Raw genomic sequence first — 16,491 nt, 5'->3', positions numbered from 1 at the left:
CGTTTCGGTGTTCTTTTCCGAACTCGGATTCACCAGGACAGACTCGTTCGGACGCACGCGTCCGGGCTGGTGGCGAACGGTTCGTCACGCGCACGACACCTGGAAGAGGAGGTGCCATGGGGATTCTCGATCGTTTCGAGAAGGGATTGGAGAATGTCGTCAACGGCGCCTTCGCCAAAGCGTTCCGCTCACAGGTGGAACCGGTCGAATTGGCCGGCGCACTGCGACGCGAGGCCGACAACAAGGCCGCCGTCGTCTCACGCGGACGAACACTGACGGCGAACCACTACAGCATCGAACTGTCTCCCACTGATTACGACCGTCTCTCCGGTCTCGAGAACGAACTCCGCTCCGACCTGCGACAGGTCATCGGCGATCACGCGGTCGAACAGGCCTACAGCTTCGTCGGTCCCGTCTCCGTCGAATTCGTCGAGGCAGACGACCTCGACACGGGAATGTACCGTGTCGTCTCCAGCACTCAGCGTCCCGATGGGTCTCCCGCAGCACAACCGGCCAACCGCGGAGGCTATGACCCCGTGTCGCGCTCGCACAACATCGTGGGCGAAGGACAGGCCAACTCCGGATCGCGTCCTGTCCCGCCCAGACGCACACCCGAACCGGCATCGGCTCCGGTGCGCCAGGCAGCACCGGCACGGTCGCGCACGATCAGTCCCAGCGTGACCATCCACGGTCAGGACTATGAGCTGCGCCAGGGCACGAACGTCTTCGGACGGTCCTCCTCCAGCTCCGACTACGTCATCGATGATCCCGGCGTCTCCCGCCGACACTTCGAAATCACCGTCGAACGTGACCATGCGGTCGCCAACGACCTCGGATCGACCAACGGCACCCTTCTGCGCGGACGCAAGCTCACCTCGGCGAACCTCTCCGACGGTGATGTCCTCATGGCCGGAGACGCAGAGGTGCGCTACCACGAGAACGAACAGGACGCCCAGTGAGCGAGTTCACCGTCACCGTCTTCCGGTTCGCCTTCTTCATCATCCTCTGGCTCTTCGTGCTCGGTGTTGCCGGCGTCCTGCGTCGCGACATCTTCGGGCCCAGGAAGGGCCCGAGGAAATCTCGCCGAGGCAGCAAGGCCTCCCGGAATGCAGCGCCGACTCCTGCCCCGAGCAGACCGGCACCGGCTCCTGTTCCTGCCCCTGCTCCGGCACGACAACAGGCGCATCCGGGCTCCATCCGGGTCACCGGTGGGCCCTTGGCCGGAACCTTGGTCACGCTCTCCGGGGCACCAGTGACCTTCGGGCGGGCTCCGGACAATACGATCGTCATCAGTGACGACTTCGCGTCCAGCCATCATGCGCGAATCGTGGCATCGAACGGCTCCTGGGTCCTCGAGGACCTCGGTTCGACCAACGGCACGATCGTCGACGGCTCGCCCATGCATTCGCCCATCAGTCTGCGGATCGGCACCCAGATCACCATCGGCCATACGACGTTGGAGACCCAATCGTGACGACCGACGGTACGATCACCCTCCGCTCAGCAGCCCGGTCTCACACCGGGCTGGTGCGTAAGAACAACCAGGACTCCGGCTATGCGGGTCCGAACTTCTTGCTCATCGCGGATGGAATGGGCGGTCACGCAGGCGGTGACGTCGCCTCGGCGATCACCGTGTCTCGGCTGGCCGACCTCGATCGTGAACCCAGCGGCGAGGACGCCTTGGAGATCCTGCGCACCTCGATCCTGGAGGCCAACGACCGCATCTGCCGCGGCGTCGCCGAACAGCCCGAGCTCGCCGGCATGGGCACCACGGTCACCGCACTGCTGCGTGCTCCCGGCAACCGCTTCGCCTTAGCCCATATCGGCGATTCCCGCGGCTACGTGCTGCGCGACGGCGAACTGCAGACCGTCACCCATGACCACACCTTCGTCCAGATGCTCGTCGACGAAGGCCGCATCACTCCAGATGAGGCCGAGACCCACCCGCAGCGTTCCGTTGTCATGAAGGTCCTCGGCGATGTCGGGGCCTCCCCCGACCTCGACCTCACTCTGCGCGAGGCTCACGTCGGCGACCGGTGGATGCTCTGCTCCGACGGTCTCACCGGCTTCGCGGACATCGACGACATCGCCCGCGTCCTCACCGAGGTCTCCGACCCCGACGAATGCTGCCGTCAGCTCATCGATCTGGCCCTGGCCGGCGGCGGCGCCGACAATGTCACCGTCGTCATCGGCGATGTGCTCGAGGGCTCCCTCGACACCGTGCAGGGCAGCTCCGTGGGCTCCGTCCACCTCAACCCGAAGTACGCCGCCATCGGCATGAACGCCGAAGTCGACGAGGCCACCGCTGAGACTCAACCTCACTACGGCAATGGCGACATTCCCACCGACACCGTGCCCCTGCAGGCAGTGTCCGGTTCCGATAAGCAGGAGCCCACCGCCGAGGTGGTTCCCCCTTCCCAGCGCACCGACACGGAGTCGTCCGACAGGGACGCACCCGCCGAGGAGGATGACCTCGACGCTGACGACGACGAGGTGGAAAAGCGGTCCTACCTGGGCTGGATCATCGCAGCGATCGTCATCGTCGCGATCGCGGTGGGCGGGTTCTTCGCCTATAACTACGTGACCAACCACTACTACCTGACGAACCAAGATGGAAAGGTCACCCTCTACCGGGGCCTCGACACAACTCTGGGACCCATCGAACTCAGTCAGCTCGAAGACACGACCGACATCGAGGTCGGGACCCTCAACAGCTTTTCGCAGGACCGTCTGCGCGGCTCCATCCAGGCCGATTCCCGTGATGAGGCCAATCGCATCATTGAGAACCTGCGACAGGAAGCCGATAAATCCGGCACCGTCTCAGGCAATGTCGAGGACGCCGCGAGTCCCAGCGATCCCGCGCCCTCACCGCCGAGTTCCCAAGCGGTCGATCCCAGTGATGCCATCACTGAGGAGTCACAGTAATGTCCGAGAACCCCAACCAGGGCGCACGGCCACGGCCTTATCGCTTTGCTGAACTCGGCCTCCTCATCCTCGCGATCGCGGTCTCCACGAGCGCCTATGCACTTGTAGGGCTCGGCACCGAGGACACGATTCCCTCCAACGTCTATCAGTACGCGGCGTGGTTGGCCGCGCTGGGCCTCATCATCCACGTCGTCGTGTGGTGGAAGGCCAAGTACGCCGACCCCGTCCTCGTCCCGATCGCCGTCCTGCTCAACGGCTTGGGCCTGGCCATGATCTACCGCGTCGACCTGGGCCGGGATGAATATCAGAACAGCGGAGTCACTCAGCTGATCTGGATGACCTTGGGTGTCGCCCTGGCCGTCGGCATCATCATCTTCTTAGGTGACCACCGGTGGCTGCGCCGCTACACCTTCGTCTCGGGCTTCGCTGCGCTGATCTTCCTCCTGCTCCCGCTGATTCCCGGCCTGGGCAAGACGGTCAACGGCGCACGCATCTGGATCGGCATCGGCCCGATGTCATTCCAGCCCGGTGAGATCGCGAAGATCCTGCTGGCCATCTTCTTCGCCGGCTACCTCGTGTCCTACCGTGACCAGCTGGTTTTGGCCGGTCCGAAGATCCTCGGCATCCGCTTCCCGCGCCTGCGAGACTTCGGCCCCATCGTCATCGCCTGGGTCGCCAGCGTCGGCATCCTCGTCTTCGAAAGAGACCTGGGAACCTCGCTGCTGTTCTTCGGCCTGTTCGTGGCCATGCTCTATGTGGCGACAAGCAAGGTCTCCTGGATCATCCTCGGACTCGGCTTCTTCGCCGCCGGCGCAGTCGCCGCGACCTTCCTCTTCGACCACGTCGGGCAGCGCGTCGACGGGTGGCTCAATGCCCTGACCGCTGAGGAGTACAACAAGACTCCTGGCGGGTCATATCAGTTGGTCCAAGGCCTGTTCGGGATGTCCAACGGCGGTCTGACCGGCACCGGCCTCGGCGAGGGTCGACCCAATATGGTCCCCTATGCGGAATCCGACTTCATCTACGCCAGCCTCGGCGAAGAGTTGGGCATGGCCGGACTCTTCGTCATCCTGCTCTGCTACCTCTTCATCTTCCAGCGCGGCATCAAGACCGCCCAGCAGCTGCGCGACGGCTTCGGCACCCTGTTGGCCACGGGCTTGAGCTTCACGATCGCCCTGCAGGTCTTCGTCGTCGTCGGCGGCGTCACCCGCCTCATCCCGCTCACGGGTCTGACCACGCCGTTCCTTGCCCAAGGCGGGTCGTCTCTGATCGCGAACTGGATGATCATCGCCCTGCTCCTGCGCATCTCCGACAATGCCAGACGCCCAGTGGAGGAATTCCACACCGGCGTCCTCAAGATCACGGAGGATCCCGACGAACCCACCGCCTCGGCGCGGGGAGCCGGGAACCGCAACGACACGAAACGTGTCGAGGGGGCGCGCGAACACGCGGCGGGCAACCTCGCGACCGACCGGACCACCAGTGACGACGCACCGACGACCAACCTCGGCGCCGCCGATCTTAAGACAACCGGGTCCGATGAGGACCCGACGACGAATCTGGGCACAACCGGAGGTGAACGATGAAGAGACCACTGACACACATCAGCATCGTCGGGTTCGTCATGTTCGCGCTCCTGTTCGGTTCCACGAGCTGGGTGCAGTTCGTCACCGCCGACTCGCTGAACAACAATGCGCTGAATAACCGCAAGGTCCTCGATCAGCTGGCCCGCGACCGGGGTCCGATCCTCGTCGACGGCAAGCCGATCGCCTACTCCGAACCGGTCGATGACAAGTACAAGTTCCAGCGCAAGTACGGCGCGGAGGGCCTCAATCCCCGCGCGTACGCCTCAATGACCGGGTACTACTCCATCGTCTCGGGAGCCTCGGGCATGGAACGCGCGTCGGGGGACTACCTCTCCGGCGATTCCGACGCCCTGTTCTACGACAAGGTCGGCAGCCTGTTCACCGGCGAGCAGCCGCGCGGAGCGGCCGTGGAGCTCACGATCGACCCAAAGGTGCAGCAGGCCGCGTGGGACGGTCTGGGCAACCAGAATGGTGCCGCCGTGGCATTGGACCCGAAGACCGGCAAGATCCTCGCCATGGCCTCGACGCCGGGCTGGGATCCCAACCCTATTGCCAGCCATGACTCGGAGACGGCGCAGTCCGCCTTCGAAGAGCTCAACAACGCTGAGGGCAAGCCTGCCTACAACCGCGCCATCGGCGGCAACCTGTACCCACCGGGCTCGACTTTCAAGGTCCTCGTGGCCGCGGCCGCACTGGAATCAGGCGACTACAAGCCGGATTCGACCCTGAACGGTCCGGCAGAACTCGACCTGCCCCAGACCACCTCCACCATCGGCAACTCCCATCCAGGAGCCTGCCGCAACGGAGGGCAGCCGACGCTGGCCGATTCCCTCGCCGAATCCTGCAACACCTCCTTCGCCTCACTCGGCATGGATCTGGGCGAGGACGCGATCAAGGAGCAGGCGGAGAAGTTCGGCTTCGGCCAGGACATGGAGATTCCGCTCAAGGTCAGCCCCTCCACGTTCCCCGACAACCTCAATCCGCCCCAGCTGGCGCAGTCCTCGCTGGGTCAGTACGAGGTCAGGTCCACGCCGATGCAGATGGCGATGATGACCGCGGGGATCGCCAACGGCGGCAAGATGATGAAGCCTCAGCTTGTCGACCGGGTGCTCAACGCGAACACCCTCGAACCCATCAAGGAGATGCGTCCGGCGCAGAAGTCTCGGCCTGTCTCAGGCAAGACCGCCGATCAGCTGACCACCATGATGGAAGGCGTTGTCGAGGACGGAACCGCCTCGGTGGCCAAGATGGACGGAACGAAGGTCGCGGCGAAGACCGGTACCGCACAGCACGGACCCGGTGCGGCCCCGCACGCCTGGTTCATCTCATTCGCCCCAGCCGATGATCCGAAGATCGCAGTGGCGGTCGTCGTGGAGAACGGCGGAAACGCGGGCAACGAAGCTTATGGAGCGACGGTCGCAGGACCGATCGCCAAGAACATGATGGAAGCGGTGGTCGAAAAATGAGACCCGTCGAAGGCACCCTGTTGGGAAACCGATACAAACTCACCTCTCGCATCGCCGTGGGCGGTATGGGTGAGGTCTGGAAGGGCGTCGACTCCGTTCTCGGTCGTGAGATCGCGGCGAAGATCCTCAAGGACGAATACCTCTCGGATACCACCTTCCTCGCGCGATTCCGCGCCGAGGCACAGAACATGGGCCGCGCATCCGACCCCGGAATCGCCGGCGTCTTCGACTACGGCGACGAGCAGGGATCCCCCTATCTCGTCATGGAGTACGTACCCGGCGAGGCACTGTCGGCGATCATCGAACGCAGCGCACCCCTGTCGGAGACGGACACTCTGAGCATCGTCTCCCAGTCCGCGCAGGCGCTGGGTGCGGCCCACAAGGTCGGCGTCATCCACCGCGACATCAAGCCCGGCAACATCCTCATGACCCCGGACTTCAGGGTCAAAATCACCGACTTCGGCATCGCCCGAGTCACGGACCAGGCTCCGCTGACGAAGACCGGTCAGGTCATGGGCACGGCCCAGTACTTGGCACCGGAACAGGCCACGGGCAAGGGTTCGGGTTCCGGTTCCGACCTCTATGCCCTGGGCATCATCGCCTATGAGGCACTGGCCGGACAGCGTCCGTTCACCGGTGATTCGCAGGTCGCGATCGCCATCGCCCAGGTCAATCAGCAGCATCCGCCGCTGCCGGACACTGTGTCCGAACCCCTGCGTCGCTTCGTCGACTGCCTCCTGGAGAAGAAGCCCGAACGCAGGCCCTCCGATGCCATGGCCGTGTCCCGAGCCGCCGATGCGCTGGCTGCCGGCGATGTCGCCGGCGCCGAGGAGATTCTGCCGCAGATGCGACTCGGCAGCGCCGCCTCCGAGGCATTGACCCAGGTCTTCAACAACCCCGAACCGGTACCGACGACCAAGGCGATGCCGGTCACGGCGTCCAACGAGGAGACTCGTGTCTACCCGGGCGCCGCTGCCGCTGGAGTGGCCGGTGCCGGTGCGGCGGGAGCCGCTGGCGCCGCTGCGAACGGCAGCGAACTCGATGCGGAGAACGCAGAGGACAAGGAACTCGACGAGAAGCAGTCGAAGAAGGGCCGCGCTCTCATCTGGATCCTCGCGATCATCGCACTCATCGCCGTCGGTTCGCTGCTGTGGTTCTTCCTCGGCGGGGGCAATGCCGAGCCCGAGCCGAACCCCAGCACCAGCGCGCCCACGACCTCGCAGGCGGCGAAGAAGATCGAGATCGACAAGAGCGATTACATCGGACTCACAGAATCCTCGGCGACGCAGAACCTCGAACAGCAGGGGCTGGAAGCCGAGACCCAGACCATCGAGTCCTCCCGCGCTGCGGGCACGGTCGCCGATGTGGGTGAGGGCGAGAACGGCTACACCTTCGAAGAGGGCGATACCGTCACCCTCTACATCTCCTCAGGCCCGGCCGAGGAGCCGGTGGAGACAGAGGAGCCTGAACCAAGCAGCACTCCCACACCGTCGGAGACCAGTGGTGACAACGGTTCGAGGTCCGACAATGGTTCCAGCTCTGACAACGGCGAAGAGAACAGCAGCTCCAACGACAGCGGCTCTTCGAACTCCGACAACGGGTCGAACAGCGATTCCAGCAACGGCTCGGACCAGGACAGCGGCAACCAGAATGACTCAGATCAGGACAGCGGCAACCAGAGCGGCTCTGATCAGGGCAGTGATCCGAACGGTTCGGACAGCGATTCGAGCAACGGATCAGACGCCACTGGCAACGGCGGATCGAACCCGTCCGACGGCAACAACGGGAATTCGAGCGCCGGAGCGAACCTGGACGAGTCGATCTTTGGTTGACACCATGCGCTGAGAAGACGAGTAATCTACATGACATGCGGAGTACTTTCCCACGACGTGGGTGAACCAAGCGGAGGACCAGAATGAATGAACCCAAGGTGCTGTCGGGGCGATACGAAGTTCGTGCGCTCCTCGGCCGTGGGGGCATGGCAGAAGTGCACGAGGGCGTCGACAACCGGCTCGGCCGACGCGTCGCGATCAAACTTCTGCGGTCCGATCTCGCCCGCGATCCTTCGTTCCACACTCGTCTCAAGCGCGAGGCTCAGTCCGCTGCAGGGCTGAACCATCCGGGTATCGTCGCCGTCTATGACTCCGGCGAAGAGGACTTCGTCGAAACCGGCGGCTCCTCGGTCTCCGTGCCGTTCATCGTCATGGAATACGTCGAGGGTCAGACCCTGCGCGAGGTCCTCAACGAGCACGGCACCCTGACCATCGACGAGGCGCTCAACGTCGTCGCCGGCGTGCTCGCTCCGCTCGAGTACTCTCACCGCAACGGCATCGTCCACCGCGACATCAAACCCGCCAACGTCATGCTCACCCCCGAGGGTGACATCAAGGTGATGGACTTCGGCATCGCCCGCGCGCTCAAGGACAACAGCGGCCTGACCCAGACGCAGTCGGTCGTGGGCACCGCCCAGTACCTGTCCCCCGAACAGGCCCGCGGTGAGGTCGTCGACGCCCGCTCCGACCTGTATTCGACGGCGTGTCTGCTCTATGAGCTCCTCGTCGGCCGTCCCCCGTTCGTCGGTGATTCGCAGCTCGCGGTCGCCTACCAGCACGTGGGTGAGACGCCGAAGCCTCCGAGCTTCTACAATCCCAATGTTCCTCCCGAGGTCGACCGCCTCCTCATGCATGCCCTGCTCAAGGACCGCGACGAGCGCTACCAGGACGCCTACATCTTCCGTGAAGATGTTCTCGCGGCCCGTGACGGCCGTCCTCTGAGCTTTGACGACGATATGGACCGCACCCAGGCGTTCCCCATGGCCGGGGCCATGATGGGTCCCCCGCAGTACGCCCAGGACTCCGAGGTTGACCCGGAGACGGGTGCCGTGTCGACGATCATGGCCAAGCAGGACGAAGCACCACCGCCGAGGCGGTCGCGCGCCTGGATCTGGATCGGCAGCATCTTCGTGCTGTTGGCTCTGGCCGCGATTGCACTGTGGGTCTACGAGATCAACAAACCACCGGACATCATCCAGGTCGAAGTCACGAACGTGGCCGATATGAACGCCGATGAGGCCGAATCCGCCCTGATCGAACAGGGTCTGAGAGTCGACCGTGATGAGGCGTACAGCGAAGACGTCGACGAGGGCAAGGCCATCAAGACGGACCCCGCCGGCGGTCAGCGTGTGGAGCAGGACAGCGTCGTGAAGCTGATCATCTCCTCCGGACCTGAGAGCGTCAAGGTCCCCGATGTCTCCGGCAAGTCTGAGGAAAGCGCCCGCAAGGTCCTCAATGACGCCAAGCTTCAGGCCGGCACACACATCTCCCAGAACTCCCCGGACGTCGAGAAGGGCGTCGTCATCGAGACGAAGCCCGGCACCGGCTCCGAGGTGGATGTGGACTCCAACGTCGACCTCGTCGTGTCCTCGGGAATGGTCGAGGTCCCCGACGTGACAGGCAAGTCCGCGAAGGAAGCCTGCGAGATCCTTGAGGGCGATGACTACCAGCTCGGGTGCAAGACCGAGGAGGTCGAGACCGCCGACGAGGCGGCCAAGAAGGTCTTCGAGCAGTCGTCCAGCGGCGGCAGCGAAGTCAAGCAGGGCACCGAGATCACCGTCAAGGTTGCCAAGAAGCCGCCGGAGGAGCCCTCGTCGCCGAGCATCCCGTCGATCCCCGGTGGAATCCCCACCGCCCCGACTGATGACGGCGGCAGCGACACCGACGGCAACGGCGGCAATGGTGGCAACGACAATGGCGGCAGCGACGACGGCAAGGACGACGACAGCTCCATGGGTCCCGGCGAGGTCGGTGGCCTGTTCGACGGTTTCTCAGACGCCAGCTGAGCTGCCAGCTGAACCGTCAGCTGAGCTGAGAACCAACGTATCCGTCTGCGTTCTGAGCACTCACCCTCAGGACAGGGTGATGAACAGGTCCGTACGCAGGTCTGCGGGATCCATCTCGGGGTTCGGTTCGGTCACATAGACCTCGAAGAACGGCAGCCCGGGGTGATGACCCGCATCGACGGCAGCCTTCGTGAATACCGCCCAGGCCTCACCGAGGCCGTCGTATCCCCCGGTGTGACTCATGGCGGCGATCGACCCTCCGGGCAGCTGGGAGGGGATCGCGATGAGGTCCCTGCTCAGAGGCAGGGCCTGGGTCAGTCCCGAGGTCAGCGGGAGCCCGATCTCCAGGTCCACCGTGTCGCTGGGCTGACGCGTGTACAGCGCGAACGCGGGACCGGCGATTTCCATCTCGGCCTCCTGCAGGGCTGGAATCAGCCCGGTGAACGTGGCATCGAAGAGTGCCGGAAGATCCTCCATGGCGACGTTCCTGGCCTCCACGACGGCCGTGGGGATCTCGGTCGCCTCGAACACGGTGAGTTCTGAGAATGGCTCGGTGCGGTTGAAACTCGACTCTGACATCAGTGGTCCTCTCGGTTCCGCCTGCCGGCCCAGGCCCACCTCGGCGAATCTGACGGGTCTCCCGGGTATGGCCAGCGGTGCTGGATCGCTTAGTGACTCACGATCCTAATGGGGCGAGGCGGCCACAGGAAGTACTTGAACGCAGATGCCCTGTCGCGACGGCCTATTCGGAGGTGGCTTAGGCGGTGGTGCCGGCCGGCACGGACTTCGCTGCAATCGCCGAAGCCATGGGCGACATCGTTGCGGCCTGTGAGGCCGCGCCCTCGATGCCGCAGACCTCGAGCCAGTTGCCCAGCATCAGGTAGCCGCATTCGGTGAGCACCGATTCCGGATGGAACTGCACCCCGAACAGGGGCTGTTCACGGTGTTCGATGGCCATGACGACGCCGTCTTCGGTGCGGGCCGTGACCATGAACTTCTCAAGGTCGATCGTCTCATCGACGATTGCCAGCGAGTGGTACCTGGTCACGGTCAGAGGATTCTTGCAGCCGAAGAAGATGCCCTGGCTGTCGTGGGTGATGACGGAGGTCTTGCCGTGCATGAGGACTGGGGAGTGGGTCACCGTGGCGCCGAAGACCTCGCCCAGGGCCTGATGGCCCAGGCAGACTCCGAACACCGGAGTGCCCGAGGTCTCCGCCCACGCGATGAGAGCCGGGCAGACACCTGACTCGGCAGGCACACCCGGTCCTGGGGACAGGAGGACTCCGTCGTATTCGGCTGCCAGGGCCACGACAGCCTCGGCGGTCATATCGTCATTGCGGATGACATGAGTATCGGCGCCGAGCTCACGGACGTAGGACACGAGCGTATAGACGAAGCTGTCGTAGTTGTCGACGACGAGGATCTTTGTCATTGGCCACCGCTTCCGTCAGTCACTGTTGCGTTGTTGAAGGGCATGTAGGGGGCGACGACCGGGAAGACGTACTGCATGAGCAGCAGCACCACGGCCGCGATGAGGATGAGGGCGAAGATGAGTTTGACGAACCAGTTTCCCGGGAGCAGTCGCCAGATCAGACCGTACATTCTCAGGCACCACCGTTCTTGCTGACCTTGTCGTAGGCCTTCGAGTCCTTGATGTTGTCCGGCGCGCCATCGCCAGCCGGGGTCCAGTCGGTGAGCTCGGCGTAGGCGACGTAGCGCTCCCTGGCCGAGAACATCGGGTTGCAGGCCGTCATCGTGAGAATCCGGTCCTTGCCCTTGAATTTGGGTTCGCTGGGAACCGGGGCGAGAACCTCGACGGCGTCGGGGAGGATGATGTCGAAGTTGCGGAACGTGTAGGTGTAGAAGCCGTCCTTGGTCTGGACGATGATCTCGTCGCCGGGACGCAGCTGCGCGATCTGGTTGAGCGGCTTGCCGTAGGTGACGCGGTGGCCGGCGATCGAGAAGTTGCCGACTTCGCCCGGCATCGCCGAGTTCGGGTATCGGCCCACGCCCATCCGGTTGAGGACGGGTTCGAGATCGACGCCCTCGGCGACGGTGCGGTAGTAGTCATCGCCGAAACGCGGAATGTAGAAAATGCCGAAGGCGTTGTTCTTCTCCACCGGATCAGCCACGACAGGTTCGTCCGGGTCATCGGGAAGCTCGTTGGGATCCTGGTTCTGCCAGTCCTGGGCCAGTTTGTCGGCGAGCTGCTCGTTATCGCGGTTGGCCTCGATATCGGTCCACCACAGCTGCCAGACCACGAACAGGATGAGGACCATTCCGGCCGTGATGCAGAGTTCGCCGAAGGTGCGGATGGTGCCGCGAACGGGGCCCAAGGGCTCACGTTCCGGCTTCTGCCTCCGCCGATTGGTACGTCGACTTCCGTCATTGGGTGCGCTGTGGTTCTGTGCGCCGTAGCCCGCAGCGGCCGCTCCTGCACCCGCATGGGCGCCGAGGTTGGGGTTCGTTTCGCTGCTGACCGGCTGCTGCACCTGGGTGGAGTCCGGGTACGCGGGCGGGGCGTCGGAGTAGACGGCAGTCGGGGCACCGTTGGCCGCGGCTGCTTCGGCTTCGCGGCGCCGAAGTTCACGCCGACTGGGAAGTGGCTGATCGGTCCCTGGCTGTGAGCCGGTGCCGGGATGCGAACCTGCTCCGGAGTTCTGCCCTCCGCCAAGCTCGGGTGCGGTGTTCATGGGTTCGGTGGCCGGGCTGGCTTCGCGTCCGCCGTACCCGCCCTGAGCGGGGTACTGGTCGAGAGCCGGGTGATGCGCTGAATTCTGCCTCTGAGCAGGACGAATAGTGGGTCGCGATGACGCATCCGCGTCTGATTCGTTACCCGAGGAGGGACTATTCACCACTGCTGCACCGTGCCTAATGTTTCGAATCCGGGGCTTGCCCAAAGGACAAGCGGGGACACCGTATTGCACTTTATCGTATGAAACTGCACAAACAGGTCGTTCTCAGGGTAGTTGGAGTTTTTAAAACTGCCGGATGTCACGAGTAGACTGATGTGCGATTGTCCCTATTCATCAATCGGTGACCCCAGCAATGGTCGGCCGTAAAAGGAGTACTCGTGGCCAAGTCCAACGGACGGACCCAGCGCCCCCAGCGCACTTCTCGCAACTCGTCGAAGGCCAAGGTCGAAACTAAGGCCCAGTCGAATGACGATGTCGAGGTAGTCGAGGATCCGCAGACCGTGCAGGCCGAGGATCCGAAGGACGAGCGTCTCGACGGCGATCTCCTCGACCTGGATGATTCCTCGGACACCTCCGATGTGGTCGCCGACGACGCTGATGCAACCGAGAAGTCCTCCGCCGCCACGGCTGCAGCCGACAAGAAGTCCGCGGCGAAGAGCTCCGTGGACAAGAAGGCTGACGCAAAGGACGCTGACGCAGCCGTTGAGGACGACGCTGATGACGTCGATGACTCCGACGATGCCGAGGACTCGGTCGAGGACTCGAAGACGGCCACGAAGCCTGAGAAGGCCGCCAAGGCGACCAAGTCCGACAAGGACGGCAAAGACAGCAAGTCCGCGAATAAGAGCGAGTCCTCCAAGGCTGCGACCAAGGGTTCGTCAGCCAAGGGCTCCTCGGCCAAGCGCACTTCACGTTCGGGCAACCCGGCCAAGCGCCCCCAGGGCCGCAAGACCGCCTCGTACACTTCGCAGTCCGGTCAGCAGACGATCAAGCCGAACCCGCGCTGGTTCCTGCCGGTGCTCATCGGCCTCCTGATCATCGGCCTGATCTGGCTCGTGACCTTCTATGTCTCGCAGGGAGCATTCCCGGTCGAGGCGTGGGGCAATTGGAACATCCTCATCGGCTTCGCCTTCTTCGTCGCGGGTCTGATCATGTCCACGCGCTGGCGGTAGTCAGCAAGCCGCGTTTCGAGAAACGGGCGTTGTGTCGACACAGAGGGTGAAAGCCCGGTAGTCGACGCAGCGCCCGTTCTTCGCTGCTGTTCGACGACCGCGGACCAAGCTAGCAAGCGGCTCATCTGCGGTTGCGCCGAGGACCCGATATTGACGTTTCAACCGTCTATCCATTGCCTCGCCAATGCCGTTGTCCACAGGGGCGAAGTTATACCCAAGCCGGGTGCGTCGCTTGTGTATAACTTATTTTGGGCCTGTGACCAGGCGAAATACACCTATGTAAGTTATCCACCATGTGGATAAAGGTTGTGGACAAGTAAATTCGAGGCCCGCGGGTGCCAATTTTCCACGGAAGTCTGATATAAGCCTGAGAACCACCTATCACCCGTGGTCGACACCCTGAATACAGCGTCGCTCGGAGTCCATCACATCGCGGCAATCTGCCAAGCGTCGTTGATCCTCCAGGCCCCGGCGACAAGCATGGCCAGCAGCAGACCGAGGGCTGTCAGCACAAACACCAGCGTCGACTGCTTCCTCGGTACGAGAAGAGCACCGCACCCGAGCACGAAGCCCGCTATGAGCCCGCCGAGGTGGGCCTGCCAGGACACTCCTGCGACGAGGAATCCGTATCCGAAGTTGAGAGCCACGAACAGCACGACTCCGGCGATGTTGCGATCCAGCTTCTGCGTCGGCACCAGCAGGACGCCGACGATGGCGAAGACCGCACCGGAGGCGCCGATGTTGTTCGTCACCCAATCCACCGTGAACGGCTTGGCGAGGACGAGGACCATGACTGAACCGCCCACCGTGCCGAGCAGATAGATGGCGAGGAATCGCCAGCGGCCCAAGGCACGCTCGATAAAGGATCCGAAGAAGAACAGGCCGATCATGTTGGCCAGGAGATGGAACGGTGACGGCTGCTCGTGCACCAGCGCCACGCTCAGAACCCGCCAGGGCTGTTCGAGCACGAGTGCAGGAACGAAGCTGAGTCGATGGACCAGGTCCAGGCTGGGCAGCAGCTGAGCCAGGAAGACCACGGTGGTGAGGACCATGATGATGCTCGTAACGAGGGGTGGAGACACAGAAGGGGCTCGGCCGGTCTCCCGGGCCGAGCCCTCCTGCGGTGTGTCCATCACACCATGGTACTCAGTTCAGTGAGTCTCAGTAATCCGCACTGGAAGTCTGCTGCTCACCGATGAAGCGGTCTCAGGCGCTGATCTCGACCGATTCGAGAACGACTGGTTCCACTGGCTTGTCCATAGCTGCGGTGCGAACGCTGTTGATCTCGTCGACAACCTTCTGTGAGGCTTCGTCGGCCACCACGCCGAAGATGGTGTGCTTGCCGTTGAGCCATGGGGTCTCGGCGGTGGTGATGAAGAACTGCGAACCGTTGGTGCCGCGTCCCATCTGCTTGCCGGCGTTGGCCATAGCCAACAGGTACTTGCGGTCGAACTGGAGCTCCGGGTGGATCTCGTCGTCGAAGGTGTAGCCGGGTCCGCCGGTACCGGTGCCCAGCGGGCAGCCGCCCTGGATCATGAAGTCCGCGATGATGCGGTGGAAGTTGAGACCATCGTAGAAGGGACGCTTGGTGGGTTCGCCGGTGGCGGGATCGGTGAACTCACGCTCACCTTTGGCCAGTTCCACGAAGTTGGCAACAGTCTTCGGCGCGTGATTGCCGAAGAGGCCGATGGTGATGTCACCGTGGTTGGTGTGCAGGACTGCTGTATGCGTAGAAGCTGTAGTCATAGCTCCATTCTTCCACGCCCTCACTGCTAATGCAGATTCCCGTGGCTCGGATTGTGGACTCTGTCAGCGTTTCTGCAGACAATTTCATGACGACCTGGTGACCAGCGGCTTGCGCCTAGGCCGTAGACTGAGACTGATCAATTGACCCCGACAAAGAGGATTGGGAATGTTCATGTCGAAGAAGTCAGCTCGAGATCCGTTCACTTCGAAGCTCGATTCCGCGAAGAAGACGTCACTCCGAGTCCTGGCCGATGCCAGCGGGGCCGCAAGTCCGAAGCTCCGTGAAGCCGCTGACAAGGCACGCCCTCAGGTCGAAGCCCTTGCAGAGAAGGCACGCCCTCAGGTTGAAGCACTTGCCGATCGGGCCGAAGGTCTTGCCGTCAAGGCTCGCCCACAGGTCGAAGCATTCGCTGACAAGGCGAATGAGCAGGTTCACGCCTGGGCAGACAAGCTCGACGCCTACCGCCCCGAGGCCACAGAACGTGCCGGCAAGTTCGCGTCCAATGCCGCCAACTCACTGGCCGCCGTCGAAACCCCTCAGCTTGTCGACGATCTCGCTGTGCGCCTGACCGGTGACAAGAAGGCCGTGAAGAAGGCCCGCAAGGCCCTGACGAATGCCGGCAAGCGGATTCAGAAGGACACCACTCGCAAGTCTGGTGGTGGCAAGGCCGCCGTCGTGTGGACCCTGGTCATCGGTTCGGCAGCCGGAATCGGCTACTACGTGTGGAAGAAGGCGCAGCCGGTCGAGGACCCATGGTCGACACCGCTGCCCAACAACCGTCCGCAGGATGCCCGTCCGGTGGGCTCGACCCCGGCTTCACGCCAGGGAACAGCACCCGAGGTCTCGCAGACGGCAGTGCCAGAGTCGAAGACCGCCGAGGCGGCCACCACGACAGCACCGACCCCAAAGCCTGCAACCGAAGCCAAGGGAACTCAGGCAACGCCGGCCAGCGTCGTCAAGCCTGCAGAGGGTTCGAACTCGGCCGCCGAAACGGCCGAGGACAAGAACGCCAAGCACTGATCTGTTCTGACCCGCCGGTCAGCTGACCGGGGCAGACAGAT

15 protein-coding genes are annotated in these 16,491 nt (G+C 63.5%); 9 read left to right on the top strand and 6 right to left on the bottom strand.

The window, feature by feature from the left end:
• Window positions 1-116: 116 nt before the first annotated feature.
• The 7 genes from LQ788_RS00265 (at window position 117) to pknB (ending at window position 9,815) form a co-directional block, all read left to right on the top strand.
• Complete coding sequence (locus LQ788_RS00265; protein WP_231444118.1) at window positions 117-959, top strand: FhaA domain-containing protein; 843 nt, start codon at window positions 117-119, stop codon at window positions 957-959.
• Window positions 956-1,474 (top strand): FHA domain-containing protein FhaB/FipA, encoded by a 519-nt coding sequence (locus LQ788_RS00260; RefSeq protein WP_231444116.1) that lies wholly within the window; start codon window positions 956-958, stop codon window positions 1,472-1,474. The genes LQ788_RS00265 and LQ788_RS00260 overlap by 4 nt, the downstream gene beginning before the upstream one ends.
• Window positions 1,471-2,925: a PP2C family protein-serine/threonine phosphatase gene (locus LQ788_RS00255; protein WP_231444115.1), complete on the top strand. Its 1,455-nt coding sequence runs from the start codon at window positions 1,471-1,473 to the stop codon at window positions 2,923-2,925. Before LQ788_RS00260 ends, LQ788_RS00255 begins: the two co-directional genes overlap by 4 nt.
• Window positions 2,925-4,511, top strand: coding sequence for an FtsW/RodA/SpoVE family cell cycle protein (locus LQ788_RS00250; RefSeq protein WP_231444112.1), 1,587 nt, complete (start codon window positions 2,925-2,927; stop codon window positions 4,509-4,511). Before LQ788_RS00255 ends, LQ788_RS00250 begins: the two co-directional genes overlap by 1 nt.
• Window positions 4,508-5,977: a peptidoglycan D,D-transpeptidase FtsI family protein gene (locus LQ788_RS00245; protein ID WP_009884838.1), complete on the top strand. Its 1,470-nt coding sequence runs from the start codon at window positions 4,508-4,510 to the stop codon at window positions 5,975-5,977. The genes LQ788_RS00250 and LQ788_RS00245 overlap by 4 nt, the downstream gene beginning before the upstream one ends.
• Window positions 5,974-7,809 (top strand): protein kinase domain-containing protein, encoded by a 1,836-nt coding sequence (locus LQ788_RS00240; RefSeq protein ID WP_231444110.1) that lies wholly within the window; start codon window positions 5,974-5,976, stop codon window positions 7,807-7,809. The genes LQ788_RS00245 and LQ788_RS00240 overlap by 4 nt, the downstream gene beginning before the upstream one ends.
• An 83-nt stretch (window positions 7,810-7,892) precedes the next feature.
• Complete coding sequence (gene pknB, locus LQ788_RS00235; RefSeq protein WP_231444108.1) at window positions 7,893-9,815, top strand: Stk1 family PASTA domain-containing Ser/Thr kinase; 1,923 nt, start codon at window positions 7,893-7,895, stop codon at window positions 9,813-9,815.
• Between the two features lie 66 nt (window positions 9,816-9,881).
• Here pknB and LQ788_RS00230 read toward each other — a convergent pair whose 3' ends face one another.
• From LQ788_RS00230 to LQ788_RS00215, 4 genes are all read right to left on the bottom strand, one after another.
• Window positions 9,882-10,394: a GyrI-like domain-containing protein gene (locus tag LQ788_RS00230; protein ID WP_231444106.1), complete on the bottom strand. Its 513-nt coding sequence runs from the start codon at window positions 10,392-10,394 to the stop codon at window positions 9,882-9,884.
• A 178-nt stretch (window positions 10,395-10,572) separates the two neighbouring features.
• A complete protein-coding gene (locus tag LQ788_RS00225; protein ID WP_231444104.1) occupies window positions 10,573-11,247 on the bottom strand; it encodes an anthranilate synthase component II in 675 nt (224 codons plus the stop codon).
• On the bottom strand, window positions 11,244-11,417 hold the full coding sequence (locus tag LQ788_RS00220; protein ID WP_009884833.1) for a hypothetical protein: 174 nt from the start codon (window positions 11,415-11,417) through the stop codon (window positions 11,244-11,246). Before LQ788_RS00220 ends, LQ788_RS00225 begins: the two co-directional genes overlap by 4 nt.
• Window positions 11,418-11,419: 2 nt before the next feature.
• Entirely contained in the window at window positions 11,420-12,673 is a 1,254-nt protein-coding gene (locus LQ788_RS00215; RefSeq protein WP_231444101.1) for a class E sortase, read from the bottom strand.
• A 215-nt stretch (window positions 12,674-12,888) separates the two neighbouring features.
• Here LQ788_RS00215 and LQ788_RS00210 point away from each other — a divergent pair, with 215 nt between their 5' ends.
• On the top strand, window positions 12,889-13,683 hold the full coding sequence (locus tag LQ788_RS00210) for a cell division protein CrgA (protein WP_231444099.1): 795 nt from the start codon (window positions 12,889-12,891) through the stop codon (window positions 13,681-13,683).
• Window positions 13,684-14,108: 425 nt separating this feature from the next.
• Here the strand turns inward: LQ788_RS00210 and LQ788_RS00205 are convergent, their stop codons facing one another.
• Both LQ788_RS00205 and LQ788_RS00200 read right to left on the bottom strand, forming a co-directional pair.
• Window positions 14,109-14,816 (bottom strand): rhomboid family intramembrane serine protease, encoded by a 708-nt coding sequence (locus LQ788_RS00205; protein WP_231444098.1) that lies wholly within the window; start codon window positions 14,814-14,816, stop codon window positions 14,109-14,111.
• 73 nt (window positions 14,817-14,889) lie between these two features.
• Window positions 14,890-15,429, bottom strand: coding sequence for a peptidylprolyl isomerase (locus LQ788_RS00200; protein ID WP_231444096.1), 540 nt, complete (start codon window positions 15,427-15,429; stop codon window positions 14,890-14,892).
• A gap of 172 nt (window positions 15,430-15,601) precedes the next feature.
• On the opposite strand from LQ788_RS00200, the gene LQ788_RS00195 reads away from it, so the two are divergent.
• Window positions 15,602-16,450: a hypothetical protein gene (locus tag LQ788_RS00195; protein ID WP_231444094.1), complete on the top strand. Its 849-nt coding sequence runs from the start codon at window positions 15,602-15,604 to the stop codon at window positions 16,448-16,450.
• The last annotated feature ends 41 nt before the right edge of the window (window positions 16,451-16,491 follow it).

The organism is Brevibacterium zhoupengii, from assembly GCF_021117425.1.
Lineage (GTDB): Bacteria > Actinomycetota > Actinomycetes > Actinomycetales > Brevibacteriaceae > Brevibacterium > Brevibacterium zhoupengii.
Note: the sequence above shows the minus strand (reverse complement) of the source record. Positions and strands in the feature narration are given on the sequence as shown.

What these genes read in the sequence shown, in the direction of transcription:
- LQ788_RS00265 (WP_231444118.1), top strand. Translation starts at nt 117, where the DNA reads ATGGGGATTCTCGATCGTTTCGAGAAGGGATTGGAGAATGTCGTCAAC.
- LQ788_RS00240 (WP_231444110.1), top strand. Translation starts at nt 5,974, where the DNA reads ATGAGACCCGTCGAAGGCACCCTGTTGGGAAACCGATACAAACTCACC.
- LQ788_RS00250 (WP_231444112.1), top strand. Translation starts at nt 2,925, where the DNA reads ATGTCCGAGAACCCCAACCAGGGCGCACGGCCACGGCCTTATCGCTTT.
- pknB (WP_231444108.1), top strand. Translation starts at nt 7,893, where the DNA reads ATGAATGAACCCAAGGTGCTGTCGGGGCGATACGAAGTTCGTGCGCTC.
- LQ788_RS00245 (WP_009884838.1), top strand. Translation starts at nt 4,508, where the DNA reads ATGAAGAGACCACTGACACACATCAGCATCGTCGGGTTCGTCATGTTC.
- LQ788_RS00230 (WP_231444106.1), bottom strand. Translation starts at nt 10,394, where the DNA reads ATGTCAGAGTCGAGTTTCAACCGCACCGAGCCATTCTCAGAACTCACC.
- LQ788_RS00220 (WP_009884833.1), bottom strand. Translation starts at nt 11,417, where the DNA reads ATGTACGGTCTGATCTGGCGACTGCTCCCGGGAAACTGGTTCGTCAAA.
- LQ788_RS00225 (WP_231444104.1), bottom strand. Translation starts at nt 11,247, where the DNA reads ATGACAAAGATCCTCGTCGTCGACAACTACGACAGCTTCGTCTATACG.
- LQ788_RS00200 (WP_231444096.1), bottom strand. Translation starts at nt 15,429, where the DNA reads ATGACTACAGCTTCTACGCATACAGCAGTCCTGCACACCAACCACGGT.
- LQ788_RS00195 (WP_231444094.1), top strand. Translation starts at nt 15,602, where the DNA reads ATGTCGAAGAAGTCAGCTCGAGATCCGTTCACTTCGAAGCTCGATTCC.
- LQ788_RS00205 (WP_231444098.1), bottom strand. Translation starts at nt 14,816, where the DNA reads ATGGACACACCGCAGGAGGGCTCGGCCCGGGAGACCGGCCGAGCCCCT.